Source organism: Pseudomonas sp. W2-17, assembly GCF_041060445.1.
Lineage (GTDB): Bacteria > Pseudomonadota > Gammaproteobacteria > Pseudomonadales > Pseudomonadaceae > Aquipseudomonas.
Genome location: NZ_JAUFNS010000001.1, coordinates 358,169 through 370,186 on the forward strand (window position 1 = coordinate 358,169; position 12,018 = coordinate 370,186).

Annotated in this window: 11 protein-coding genes, 1 pseudogene and 1 riboswitch; of the genes and pseudogenes, 6 read left to right on the forward strand and 6 right to left on the reverse strand. The window is 59.6% G+C overall.

Going from position 1 to position 12,018, the window contains the following annotated elements:
• Positions 1-81: 81 nt before the first annotated feature.
• The 4 genes from QWI20_RS01700 to QWI20_RS01715 all read right to left on the reverse strand — a co-directional run bounded on the left by QWI20_RS01700 (position 82) and on the right by QWI20_RS01715 (position 2,832).
• Complete coding sequence (locus QWI20_RS01700; protein ID WP_369303871.1) at positions 82-699, reverse strand: YqiA/YcfP family alpha/beta fold hydrolase; 618 nt, start codon at positions 697-699, stop codon at positions 82-84.
• 142 nt (positions 700-841) lie between these two features.
• Positions 842-1,651 (reverse strand): 3',5'-cyclic-AMP phosphodiesterase, encoded by an 810-nt coding sequence (gene cpdA / locus QWI20_RS01705; RefSeq protein WP_369303873.1) that lies wholly within the window; start codon positions 1,649-1,651, stop codon positions 842-844.
• Positions 1,652-1,771: 120 nt separating this feature from the next.
• Positions 1,772-2,224 (reverse strand): DUF1249 domain-containing protein, encoded by a 453-nt coding sequence (locus tag QWI20_RS01710; RefSeq protein WP_065987826.1) that lies wholly within the window; start codon positions 2,222-2,224, stop codon positions 1,772-1,774.
• On the reverse strand, positions 2,215-2,832 hold the full coding sequence (locus QWI20_RS01715; protein WP_192171113.1) for an NUDIX domain-containing protein: 618 nt from the start codon (positions 2,830-2,832) through the stop codon (positions 2,215-2,217). The genes QWI20_RS01710 and QWI20_RS01715 overlap by 10 nt, the downstream gene beginning before the upstream one ends.
• A 219-nt stretch (positions 2,833-3,051) precedes the next feature.
• Here QWI20_RS01715 and QWI20_RS01720 point away from each other — a divergent pair, with 219 nt between their 5' ends.
• The 3 genes from QWI20_RS01720 to QWI20_RS01730 all read left to right on the forward strand — a co-directional run bounded on the left by QWI20_RS01720 (position 3,052) and on the right by QWI20_RS01730 (position 6,037).
• Complete coding sequence (locus QWI20_RS01720) at positions 3,052-3,798, forward strand: RsiV family protein (RefSeq protein WP_108119071.1); 747 nt, start codon at positions 3,052-3,054, stop codon at positions 3,796-3,798.
• A gap of 249 nt (positions 3,799-4,047) precedes the next feature.
• Positions 4,048-5,406: a DUF6861 domain-containing protein gene (locus QWI20_RS01725; protein WP_369303874.1), complete on the forward strand. Its 1,359-nt coding sequence runs from the start codon at positions 4,048-4,050 to the stop codon at positions 5,404-5,406.
• Between the two features lie 4 nt (positions 5,407-5,410).
• On the forward strand, positions 5,411-6,037 hold the full coding sequence (locus tag QWI20_RS01730; protein WP_369303875.1) for a GAD-like domain-containing protein: 627 nt from the start codon (positions 5,411-5,413) through the stop codon (positions 6,035-6,037).
• A gap of 53 nt (positions 6,038-6,090) precedes the next feature.
• On the opposite strand, the gene cytX is transcribed toward QWI20_RS01730, so the two are convergent.
• Together cytX and thiC are read right to left on the reverse strand one after the other, a co-directional pair.
• On the reverse strand, positions 6,091-7,383 hold the full coding sequence (gene cytX / locus QWI20_RS01735; RefSeq protein ID WP_369303876.1) for a putative hydroxymethylpyrimidine transporter CytX: 1,293 nt from the start codon (positions 7,381-7,383) through the stop codon (positions 6,091-6,093).
• A gap of 162 nt (positions 7,384-7,545) precedes the next feature.
• On the reverse strand, positions 7,546-9,462 hold the full coding sequence (thiC, locus tag QWI20_RS01740; protein WP_369303877.1) for a phosphomethylpyrimidine synthase ThiC: 1,917 nt from the start codon (positions 9,460-9,462) through the stop codon (positions 7,546-7,548).
• A gap of 170 nt (positions 9,463-9,632) precedes the next feature.
• Positions 9,633-9,737: riboswitch (TPP riboswitch) on the reverse strand.
• A 182-nt stretch (positions 9,738-9,919) separates the two neighbouring features.
• On the opposite strand from thiC, the gene QWI20_RS01745 reads away from it, so the two are divergent.
• From QWI20_RS01745 to QWI20_RS01755, 3 genes and pseudogenes are all read left to right on the forward strand, one after another.
• Positions 9,920-11,359: a TolC family outer membrane protein gene (locus tag QWI20_RS01745; protein ID WP_369303878.1), complete on the forward strand. Its 1,440-nt coding sequence runs from the start codon at positions 9,920-9,922 to the stop codon at positions 11,357-11,359.
• Positions 11,360-11,436: 77 nt separating this feature from the next.
• Positions 11,437-11,664 carry a ribbon-helix-helix protein, CopG family gene (locus QWI20_RS01750; protein ID WP_074892231.1) on the forward strand — a complete coding sequence of 76 codons (228 nt, stop codon included), beginning with the start codon at positions 11,437-11,439 and terminating at the stop codon, positions 11,662-11,664.
• A 31-nt stretch (positions 11,665-11,695) separates the two neighbouring features.
• A pseudogene (locus tag QWI20_RS01755) lies at positions 11,696-11,914 on the forward strand (type II toxin-antitoxin system RelE/ParE family toxin); the annotation flags it as partial.
• Positions 11,915-12,018: the final 104 nt, after the last annotated feature.

The window sequence follows — 12,018 nt, forward strand, 5'->3', positions numbered from 1 at the left end:
CGTCATCAAGTCGTTCATGAAATTTCGGAGTAGCACTGGTTAAAAGACTGTTCTACATATTTGTTGCAGCAATGGCTCGGGTCAGAGCCCGCTCAGATCAACGCCCTGGAGCAAGGCGGGGGCGAACCCGGCAAAGCTCAACAGCGCTGGCATTTTTGCAGCGAAGCCCTGAAAGCCGTGATCGCCGCCTGCTTCGATGCGCAGCGCACAGGCCCGATAGAAGCTCTGGGCGCGACGGTAATCCAGCGTTTCGTCGCCCGTTTGCAGCCACACCTGAATACGCTGCGGATCCTGTGGAGCAGGCACTTCCAGCTCGGCCAGCGCCGTTACGTGGTCGTGCGTCAGCTCCCAGCTCTCGCCGGTATAAAGGTTTTGTTGGGTGCCGAGAAAACCATCGAAGAGCTGATGCGGATTGACCGCCGGGTTGATCAGCACAGCCTTGAGGCCGTGGCGCTCAGCCAGGTGAGTCGCATAGTAGCCGCCGAGCGAGCTGCCGACCAGCAGCGGCCGACCGAGCTCTTCGATCGCGGCCTCCAACTGAACCAGCGCCTGCCGCGGATGATGATGCAGCTCGGGCACGCGCGCGTATTCGCTCAAACCCAAACGCGCCATCAGCGTCGTCAGCTGTGTGGCTTTCTGCGACCTGGCCGAGCTGTTCAGGCCGTGAATATAAAGAAGCGTCGATCGATCCTGGTTCACGCAGTTGCCTCCCAAACGGCAATCGATACATCCCGGACGGGCTGCCTGTCGGCGCTCATCAGGGCAAAGCCACGCAGTTTACAGGGTCAACTGCCCAAAGACTCGCCTGTTGATGAATCGCTGCACATCAAGGAAATGTCTTTCAATAGCCCGCGCCATTGATGTCGACGTCGAACAGGTCGGGGGCGATGCGTGAAACACCGGTTTCGATCCGGCCATCATCGTGAAGACGCAGCCAGCGATAGCCAGGCGCAAGGTCGTCAAGGCCGAAATCTATGCTGTTCGGTGCGAACTGGATGCAGGTTGAAGGCGAAGCCATTAGCCGCACGCCGTCGCGAAGCTGGTCGAATTCCTGATGCACATGACCCCAGAGCACCGCGCGCACTTGGGGAAACCGATCCAGCACCGAAAAAAGCGCCTCGGGATTGCGCAAACCGATGGGCTCCATCCATGCCGCCCCGATGGGCACCGGATGATGATGCAGACACACCAGATGATGCCGCTCCGGCGCTTCGCTCAAGGCCTGAGCGAGCAACTGAAGCTGGCCGTCTTGCAGATAGCCGGGGACAGACCCGGAAACAGCAGAATCAAGCAAAGTGATCCGCCAGTGACCGACATCGACGACAGGTTCGAGAAAGTCGCTGTTCTGCGCAGCAATCGCCATCTCCCTCAGCTCGTCGTGATTCCCCGGAATCCAGCGCGCGGGCGCATTCAGGCGGTCACTCGCGTCGCGAAACGCCTGATACGACTCGACCGTGCCGTCCTGAGACAAGTCACCGGTAGCCAGCACCAGATCGATCGCCGGCTGCTCGCTCAGCACCAGTTCGACCACCGCATCCAGACTGGCCCGCGTGGGCATGCCCAGCAGCGCGCCGTCTGCTTCGGCGAACAGATGACTGTCGGTCAGTTGAACGACCAACACGGATGAGGAATGAGAGGATGCGCTCGACAATGGCCATCTCCTTGAGCGGATGTGGCCGGATTATGGTGTGAGATCGGTGCGGCGGCAAACCTGGAAAGAGGCCTGGTTCTCATCTGCGCACAGAACGTCCGGCCGCAGCGTCGCGCCGCCTCAGCGAACCGCCTCAAACTCATGCCCGCAGGCCAGGCAATGGCTCAGCCATTCACCCAGAAACACGTTGAGCTGGGCCTTTTCGTCGGGCTGGTGCATGTCGGCGTTGGGATAGGGATAAATGCCCTGAAAGCGGCGTGCATGTTCGGCGCCGATGACTTCGGCCATGCGGGCGTCGTGGTAGACCTGCACTTCGAGCACGGGCACCGGCAGCCACGGCAGGCTGTGTTCCTGGCGCACTTGCAGCGTGGTGGTGTAAGGGCAATCGAGGATAACCTCGACCGCCAGCACGCCCAGCATCTGGTCTCCCTGAGTCACGGCGACCCGGCGGGAGCGTTGTTGATTGCGCATATCGGGCAGCAAACGCATCAAGCGCGCGTAGTTCGCCTCGCAGGCGGCTTGCAGCCCGGCGAGGTCGACACGGTAGCGCTCGCGCAGAAGATTCACGACCATAGCCCCCTTACTTCAGCGCGATTGAGCGCCAGCCATTGCATGGCAATAATAGTTGCGGCGTTGACGATGCGCCCGTCTTTGACGGCTTGCATCGCGTCGTCAAATGACCATACCGAAACCCGAATGTCCTCGGCCTCTTCGACCAGCCCGTGCAGCCCACCTGCCCCCTCGCTGTCGCATTTGCCCAAGTACAGATGCACGAACTCGTTGCTGCCGCCCGGCGATGGAAAGTATTTGGTGATCGGCCAAAGGGCGTTGAACGTTAGCCCAGCTTCCTCTTGTCCCTCGCGGTGAGCAACCTCCTCGGGTTCCTCTTTTTTATCGATCAGGCCGGCGACCATTTCGATAAGCCAGGGGTTTTCATGCTTGCCGATGACGCCGACGCGGAACTGTTCGATGAGCACGACTTCATCGCGTTTGGCATCGTAGGGCAGCACGCAGACCGCATCGTGGCGAACGAACAGTTCGCGCTTGATTTCCGGGCCCATGCCGCCCGCGAACAATTCGTGGCGCAACTGAAGACGGTCGAGCTGGTAAAACCCTTTGAAACAGGTCTCACGGTGTTTAATTTCGTAATTCGTCGGCGTCGATCTGTTGCTGTCCGTCATAGGTTTCTCACTGCTTGAGCACTGTGTCCGGGCCCATCCTAACGCGCTGTGGTGCGGGATGCAGCCCTTTGAGTTCGCAAAACCGGTCACCGGGGTAGACGACTGCCGGGGAAAGCACTCTAATCCGCCCGATGGCGAACTGATTGCGCCACCTACAGTCGAAGGACGTTGCCGTTACCTCCCACGTGACGCCCCCTTATGCCGATGCCAAGGATCAACATGTCTTTTCTGAAGATCATTTCACTGGCCTGCGTGGCCCTGATTTTGGGCGCCTGCCAAAGCCTGTTCCAACCCAATCTGCGCAGTCCGCTGACCGTTCAGCGTGACGCCTCCGAGCTGATCAAGCCCGGCTGCACCACCGATGATTGCCCGCTGGTAAACATCGACACCGTGCATTTCCCCGATGAGCCGAAACTTGACGAGATCGTCCAGCGCACGCTGCTGCAACTGACCCGCAGCGACAGCGATGGTCCGGTGCCGCCAACGCTGAAGGCTTATCAGGAGCAATACCTGAGCCGCGCGCCGGCGCGCAATAGCAGCTACCTGCAGGCCAAAGTACGTGAGCAGCATGACGGAATCGTGGTCGTTGAACTGTCCAGTTACGTTGATTCAGGCAGCGGCCAGGGTAATCCGGGCCGCGCGTTCATCAACTATTCGCGCCAGCAGCAGCGCGTGCTGACACTCGCGGACATGCTGATCCCGGGTCAGGAAGCTGCATTCTGGGACAAGGCCCGCCTGGCTCATCAGGCCTGGCTGATCAGCAGCAAGCTGGACAAGGACACCGAGTTCCAGAACATGTGGGCGTTCAAGCAAACTTCCAACATTGCTCTGACGTACGGTGCGGTGATCCTCAAGTACCCGGTGACAACCATCGCCCCCTACGCCATGGGCCACATCGAGCTGAAGATCCCGTATCCGCAGTTGAACGGCATCATCAAGCCTGAGCTGTTTCCGGGCCGGAGCTGATCGGTAGAACCTGGGCCGGCGCTCGAAAAGGCGCCGGCTTTATCTTGTAACGCCCCTTCTTGCAAACGCCTCATTTAAATAACTCTTATACCTCGCCACTTCCCACATACACTTTCCCACCCGCAAACTAATACTTTAAACAGATACATTTCCCGACCGCGCCATTATTAAACTTCTTGTTTATTGACGCTATCCTGACTTAATCATTAAGTTCCGCCCTGAACTTTTTGGAACTGTCAGGGAGACGGGATGCGCTTATGGAATATCCTGCCGTCATGGTTTGAGATTGAAGACCGGCTAAGAGATGAAATCAACAGCAGAGGCCAAGGTCACTTCAGAAGTTATCTGAATGAACAGGCGCTTTCGGTCGAACTTGTATTGCGTCGTGTCGACAACATCAGAACTGCTTTTTACCGCGCCGAATTTGAAGCCAGCGCATTACTGCGCCAGCGATTCGCGGAAATCGACATAGCCGACGTGCTCTTCGATCTGATGGGCGTCGTCGGCGACATGGCCATGATCATTGCGGGGAGCGCCCTGGCCGGAGGCGCGATGGGTGCGGGGGTAGGCGCCCTGGCGGGTGGCATAGGCGCGGGGCCCGGCGCATTCGCTGGGATGGCGATCGGGTTGCAAGCCAGCAGCTGGATTCTCGGGGTGCTTGGGCTGGCATCGGTCGCTGAGTTTTTCGTACAAGGTCTGCCCGCGCTGCTGGACCACTACGTGCGCGGTATCCAGGTCGCTTGGGACGGGACCCGAGGCAACGATGGGCTGAACCCGATCACACAGGACGACCCGTGGGTTGTCGATCAAGCGGCACACCACATCGCCCGCGGGCATGCCGAAGTGGTGGTCCTGCTGCTCGGCGCGGTGGTTGAGTATTTGACCCGAGGGCGCGGCAACATGGCGCTACTCGCCGGTCAGATGCGCGCCAGCAGCAAAGGCGCGCGGCTGGCGCAGTGGATGGTCAAGCATGAAGAGGGCCTTAAAGGGCGGCCTGACTTGCAGCCCGCCGGGGCTCGGGCAGGTGGGCCGACCACACCGGAGCCTAGATCCGACAGCCATCGGAAAACCGATCGACCAGGCGGGAAAAAACCGCTGGGCATGCCGGAATACAAGGTGCCATGCTTTAACGCGAGCAACCTGCACTACAGCAAAATTCCCGAGTTCGACAGGCAGCTGGGTGGACAGGAAAAAGGGTTGAATGATTTGACCGTGGCTGAGTATCTGCGGGGGCGGGAGGCGTTCAACGCGGGTGATAAGGTTAGGGATCCGGGGGTGGCCCGGCTCGCCAGAAAGGCTCTGGAAGAAGGCTTGATTAAAGACGCCATGGCCAAAATGAAGCCAGACGATACCCCGCTACTCGGAGCGAGACGCGCGGCGAAAATCATAGCGCGAGAAAAGATGAGCATCCTTGCCGCTTTGCATAACCCCGATTTGTTTGCAGGAGGGAAAGACGTCATCTCTGACTTCGGAGATGCACGTGTCAATTCAAGTATTGGCGCGCAGTGGCGAGGCAGAATAGACGGATTGGATCACGCCGCGAGCACAACGAGCGTAGATATGCGTGACAGCGCAAAAATCAACGCAAGACTGGAAAGGTGTAAATAGGGGTATGGACGAATATTACGTTTGCTTGATTGAAGAAGTCGGCCCGGAAATACATAGAAGGGAAGCTCCATTATCATCCATGGAAAAGTACACAGGGGTATTGCCATCGCAACTGTTATTACATTGGCATCGGTATGGCTGGAGCGGCTACGGAAATGGAGTATTTTGGTGCGTCAACCCGGCCGAGTACGAAGTAACCATGCGCTGTTGGCTGTCGGAGTCAGGCATTCCACATCCTGAGACCTATCATGTGATCGCAAGAGGAGCATTTGGTGATATCTACATGTGGCAGCAAGGAACCGGAAGCTGGCTAACGGTCAATGCCGTTTATGCCAGATATATGCGGACCACTCGACACATACCCGCCGAACGTTTTGATGACGAGATCAAAATCTTCTTTGCGTCCTTTGATCACACGTCGAACGACTTTGAAGATCTGTTTGAAAAAGCACTAACAGCACTCGGACCGCTGGAGCCCGATGAGATGTACGGTTTTGTCCCGGCTATCGCACTCGGCGGCCCGGCCGATCTAAAGCATCTACAGAAGGTCAAGACAATCGAGCACCTCACGTTTCTGTCCCAGCTCACTCCGCTGACAGACTGGGGATTCCCGGACCTCGACTCGCTTTGAGTCGCCCGTCAGCCCTGAGCCTGGTTGTTCTGTTCCAGGCCCGGCCCGCTGAGTTAATGCCGCACATCGGCCTCGAATGCAGGCGACCTCCCCCGCGCCAAAACCCATTGCAACACACCCGCCACAACGAGTGCGGGCAGCGTTGCGCCGATGTCCGGATACAGGTTCGCCAGCAGATGGTAAGTGCAGATCCCGCCGATCCACGCCAGTAGCGTCATCCAGCGCAAGCCCGCTGTCGCAACGCCCTGACGACGGCGACGCAGGATGAAGTGATCCACCAGCACCACGCCGAACAGCGGCGCGAACACGGAAGCGATCATCAGCAGGAAGTTCTGGTACTGCGCCAGCGGCGCGAAGCAGGCGATCAGCGTGCAGATGACGCCAATGGCCAGTGCCAGGTGCTCGACTTTGGCCTTAAGCAAAATCCCGCTCGACACGGCAGCGGAGTGAATGTCGGCGAACGCGTTTTCCGATTCGTCCAGCAGGATCAGCAACAACGGAATGCCCATCCCCGCACCCGCGAGCGCCAGCAACAGCGCATTGGCTTCACCACTTGGCGCGAAGGCCAGGGTGTACGCCACGCCAAGGGACATCAGCCAGAAATTGCCGATGAAGAAGCCCAGCGCTGTGCCACCGAACACGCCGGCGGCGCGCTTGCCGAAGCGGGAATAGTCCGCAATCAGCGGCAGCCACGACAGCGGCATTGCGATGGCAATGTCGAAGCCGACGGCAAACGGCATCGAACCATCTCCCGCCCGCGACCACAGGGCCGTTAAATTGGCCTTGCTGAACAAGTTAAACGTCAGCCAGGCGCACGCCGCCAAGAGCAGCCAGATGCCCCATTTGCGCAGAATTTGCCGAACGAAGGCCAACGGACCACTCACCGCCAGCAGGGTCGCGAGGGCGCCGAACACAAGGGTCCAGAGCATGGGGTTGGCCCAGAGGCTGCCTTCGGAAAAAGCGCCCGCGCCCAACAGGCTGGCGGCGTCGCGCATGAAGATGATTTCGAAGGAGCCCCAGCCCACCAGTTGCAGCAGATTGAGAATCGCCGGAACGCCTGCGCCTTTGCTGCCGAGGCTGAGCTTGAGCGCCGCCATCGATGACAGGCCGGTGTCACTGCCAATGACGCCAACCGCGGCGAGCAGCAATACGCCGACCAATGTGCCGAGCAGGATCGCCAGCATCGAGCCGGACATACCCAATCCCGGCGCAAGCAACGCGCCGGTCTGCAGGACCATGAGGCCGATGCCGAGGGAAAACCACAGAGAGAACAGATCGCGCCCGCCAAAAACCCGCTTGGCGGCGGGTACGGGGGCGTCGGGTGAATAGGTGCCGGGTGTGTTCACTTTTGTGTCTCGCTGAAACTTATGATTGATCGTGCCCACGCTCAGCGTCCTAAGTGACGCAGAGCGTCAGGGGTGGCATTACCACGCAGAGCGTGATCGCGGCCTGCTTTTCCTTGCAACTTGTGACTTGCCGCTTGCCGCTTGCCGCTTGCCGCTTGCCGCTCAGACCTTCTTGTAAAGCTGACTGCCTTCCTGCCTGAACCGCTCGGCCTGTTCGCGCATGCCTTCGTCGACCGACACGTCCACCGCGGTGATCTTCTGGTTGGCGGCGTACTCGCGCACTTCCTGGGTGATCTTCATCGAGCAGAATTTCGGCCCGCACATGGAGCAGAAATGCGCGACCTTGGCCGAGTCTTTCGGCAGCGTCTCGTCGTGGTAGGCGCGCGCGGTGTCCGGGTCCAGCCCGAGGTTGAACTGGTCTTCCCAGCGGAATTCAAACCGCGCCTTGCTCAGCGCGTTGTCACGAATCTGCGCACCGGGATGTCCTTTCGCGAGGTCCGCTGCGTGGGCGGCGATCTTGTAGGTAATGATCCCGGTCTTGACGTCATCCTTGTTCGGCAATCCCAAATGCTCCTTGGGCGTGACGTAACACAGCATCGCGCAGCCAAACCAGCCGATCATGGCCGCGCCGATCCCCGACGTGATGTGGTCGTAACCCGGTGCGATGTCGGTGGTCAGCGGGCCGAGCGTATAGAACGGCGCCTCGTCGCAGCACTCGAGCTGCTTGTCCATGTTCTCTTTGATCAACTGCATCGGCACGTGGCCCGGGCCTTCGATCATGCATTGCACGTCGTGTTTCCAGGCGATCTTGGTCAGCTCGCCGAGGGTCTCCAGCTCGCCGAACTGCGCTTCGTCGTTAGCGTCGGCAATCGACCCCGGACGCAGGCCGTCGCCCAGGGAGAAGCTGACGTCATAGGCCTTCATGATTTCGCAGATGTCGTCGAAGTGGGTGTAGAGGAAGTTTTCCTTGTGATGGGCCAGGCACCATTTGGCCATGATCGAACCGCCGCGGCTGACGATCCCGGTCACGCGCTTGGCGGTCAGCGGCACGTAACGCAGCAGTACACCGGCGTGAATGGTGAAATAGTCGACGCCCTGCTCCGCCTGCTCGATCAGCGTGTCGCGGAACAGCTCCCACGTCAGGTCTTCGGCCGCGCCACCGACCTTTTCCAGCGCCTGATAAATCGGCACGGTGCCGATGGGCACGGGCGAATTGCGGATGATCCACTCGCGGGTTTCGTGAATGTGCTTGCCGGTGGACAGGTCCATGACCGTGTCCGAACCCCAGCGAATGCCCCACGTCAGTTTCGCCACTTCTTCTTCGATGGACGAACCCAGCGCGCTGTTGCCGATGTTGCCGTTGATCTTCACCAGAAAGTTGCGCCCGATGATCATCGGCTCGAGCTCAACGTGGTTGATGTTGGCAGGGATGATCGCGCGACCGCGGGCGATTTCTTCGCGCACGAACTCAGGGGTGATCTCTTTCGGAATGCTCGCACCGAAGCTGTGGCCGGGGTGCTGCTGGATGAGCAGACCAGCGGCGCGGGCTTCCTGCAGCTTCATGTTCTCGCGGATGGCGACGTATTCCATCTCGGCGGTGATGATGCCCTGACGCGCGTAGTGCATCTGGCTGACGTTGGCGCCCGCGTTTGCCCGACGCGGATTGCGCACATGGGCGAAACGCAGCCGGGTCAGTTCGGCATCGGCCAAGCGCTGCTGACCGAAGTTCGAGGTCAGTCCCGGCAGGCGTTCGGTGTCAGCGCGGGACTCGATCCACGGAGAGCGCACGTCGGCCAGGCCCTTGCGCACGTCAATGATGACGTTGGGGTCGGTGTACGGGCCGGAGGTGTCGTACACACAGACCGGCGCGTTGATCTCGCCGCCGCTGTTTGTTCCAGAGCTCTTTGTTTCAGAGAAGGCAGTCGGCGTGACGTCCAGGCTGATCTCGCGCATGGGCACGAGGATGTCCGGACGCGAGCCCTGGACGTAGATTTTCTGCGAGCGGGTAAACGGTTGAACCGACCCCGAGTCGACTTGGGCGGATTCACTCAGATTGGCGTTTTTTAGTGTTGTACTCATCACGGGCTCTCCAGACATCATCCAGCAGCGGAATGAATTGTCGGAGCTTGAGCCTGATGAACACGGACGGATGCACCCTGAGACGGCATGGATGCTGAGAATCGAAAGGCGCGGACTGTTCAGAAAATGAACAAAGACGACCCCGGACGACACTCAAGAGGACTCGCCGGGAGACGAGAAATCTTGTTCCCTACGCAGGCGCTAACCTGATCAGGTTCAACGGGATCCGGATTATCCGATCTCAGCCTCATATCAAGGCACCCCGACAAGAACGGCGTCAGTCTAGTCGCGGCGCAGGCCAAACGCCAAGCGCGGAATTCAAACGCGCGTTAAATGGCTGATTTGCCCGATTGTTGTCCCTACCCGCTGGAACTACACTCGCTACGCGTCGCCAAAGCCATCTGGATCAGACGCAACGTCACCGTCTTCATACCGCTTGAATTACTAGGGAATGTCTATGCTGCGCAAACTTTCACTGGCCATTGCCGTGTCGTGTGCTTCGAATGCGATGGCCGGGGCAGCAGACATGCCGCTGCCGACCAGGACCGGTTTGGTCAGTGTGTATCAGGAAGCGGTCAACAATAACGCCGACCTTGCTGCAGCCCGCGCCAGCTACGACGCGCAGAAGGAAATCGTGCCTCAGGCACGCGCCGGTCTGTTGCCGAACATCTCCGGCGGCGCCGACATCAATGCCACCCGCACCTCGATTGACCAGCCCTCTGCCGTCATCAGCCGCAGTGGCACGGTCTATCGCGCGACCTTGAGTCAGCCGATCTTCCGTGCTGACCGCTGGTTCCAGCTCAAGGCCGCGAAGGACGTCAACGAACAGGCGATCCTGCAGCTCTCGGCCACTGAGCAGAACCTGATTCTGCAAAGCGCCGAAGACTACTTCGCCGTGCTCCGCGCAGAGGACAATCTGGCCTCGACCAAAGCAGAGGAAGCGGCGTTCAAGCGCCAGCTCGATCAGGCCAATGAACGCTTCGACGTCGGCCTGTCGGACAAGACCGACGTGCTCCAGGCCCAAGCCAGTTACGACACCGCCCGCGCTGCGCGGATCGTCGCCAAGCGCCAGGTGGACGATGCCTTTCAGGCGCTGATCACCCTGACCAACCGTGACTACAACTCCATTGAAGGCATCGTGCACACCCTGCCGGTGCTCGCGCCAACGCCCAACGACGCGAAGGCCTGGGTCGACACGGCAACGCAGCAGAACCTGAATTTGCTGGCCAGCAACTACGCCGTCAGCGCCGCCGAAGAAACCCTGCGTCAACGCAAGGCAGGCCACGCACCCACCGTCGACGCGGTGGCGCAGTACGAGAAGGGCGACAACGACCCGCTGGGTTTCACCAACCCGAACTACACCGGCCAGAGTTTCCACGGCAGCGTCGAGCAACGCACCATCGGCCTGCAGGTGAACATCCCGATTTACAGCGGTGGCCTGACCAGTTCTCAGGTCCGCGAGGCTTACGCTCGTCTCGGTCAGAGCGAGCAGCAGCGTGAAGGACTGCGCCGCCAGGTGGTGGAAAATACCCGCAACCTGCACCGCGCGGTGAACACCGATGTCGAGCAGGTGCAGGCGCGCAAACAGTCGATCATCTCCAACCAGAGCGCACTGGAAGCCACGGAAATCGGCTATCAGGTCGGCACGCGCAACATCGTCGACGTGCTCGATGCACAGCGTCAGCTGTACGCGTCGGTGCGCGACTACAACAACACCCGTTACGACTACATCCTCGACAACCTGCGTCTGAAGCAGGCTGCCGGCACATTGAGTCCTGGGGATCTGCAGGATCTTTCGCGCTTCCTGAAGGCCGATTACAACCCCGACAAAGACTTCCTGCCGCCGGACCTGGCGAAAGAAGCGGCGAAGAACTTCGAGCGGCCGACGGAGCGGTGACAGGCCGATTGAAAGGATCCGGCGACCCGAGTAGCATCCGCGCGATACAGTGAATACATGTATTGCGGAGAAGTCGCATGCCTACCTCAATTCGCCTCACCCCCGAGACTGAAGCACGTCTCGACGTTCTCGCGGCTAGCACCGGCCGGACCAAAGCCTTTTATTTGCGTGAAATTATCGAGCAAGGTTTACCTGAGCTTGAAGAGTATTACCTGGCAGCGGACGTACTCGAACGCGTCCGAAAGGGCAAGGAAGCCACTTATTCATCCAGCGATGTAAGGAAAGAGCTTGGCCTGGACGATTAAGTACACCGAGACGGCATAGAAACAGCTCAAGAAGCTCGACAAGCAAACCGCCCGGCGCGTGCTTGACTTCATGGACGAACGGGTGGCTGTCAGAGACGACCCTTGCAGCGTGGGGAAAGGGCTAACAGGTCCCAAGGGCGGGCTGTGGCGCTATCGAATTGGGGATCTACGAGTAATCTGCGATATCCAAAACGGCGAGCTAACCATTTTGGTCATCGAACTGGGCAATCGTCGGGAGGTTTACCGGTAGCACCTTCATGTCCCGCTCAACCACTCTGCTACCGCTTCGCGCCAAGTCCCGGGCAAGCGCGCTCATGCATTGGATTTGCGCGGAACGCACGATGTCGTTATGCG

What these genes read in the sequence shown, in the direction of transcription:
- QWI20_RS01710 (WP_065987826.1), bottom strand. Translation starts at nt 2,224, where the DNA reads ATGGTCGTGAATCTTCTGCGCGAGCGCTACCGTGTCGACCTCGCCGGG.
- QWI20_RS01715 (WP_192171113.1), bottom strand. Translation starts at nt 2,832, where the DNA reads ATGACGGACAGCAACAGATCGACGCCGACGAATTACGAAATTAAACAC.
- QWI20_RS01720 (WP_108119071.1), top strand. Translation starts at nt 3,052, where the DNA reads ATGTCTTTTCTGAAGATCATTTCACTGGCCTGCGTGGCCCTGATTTTG.
- QWI20_RS01725 (WP_369303874.1), top strand. Translation starts at nt 4,048, where the DNA reads ATGCGCTTATGGAATATCCTGCCGTCATGGTTTGAGATTGAAGACCGG.
- QWI20_RS01730 (WP_369303875.1), top strand. Translation starts at nt 5,411, where the DNA reads ATGGACGAATATTACGTTTGCTTGATTGAAGAAGTCGGCCCGGAAATA.
- thiC (WP_369303877.1), bottom strand. Translation starts at nt 9,462, where the DNA reads ATGAGTACAACACTAAAAAACGCCAATCTGAGTGAATCCGCCCAAGTC.
- QWI20_RS01745 (WP_369303878.1), top strand. Translation starts at nt 9,920, where the DNA reads ATGCTGCGCAAACTTTCACTGGCCATTGCCGTGTCGTGTGCTTCGAAT.
- QWI20_RS01750 (WP_074892231.1), top strand. Translation starts at nt 11,437, where the DNA reads ATGCCTACCTCAATTCGCCTCACCCCCGAGACTGAAGCACGTCTCGAC.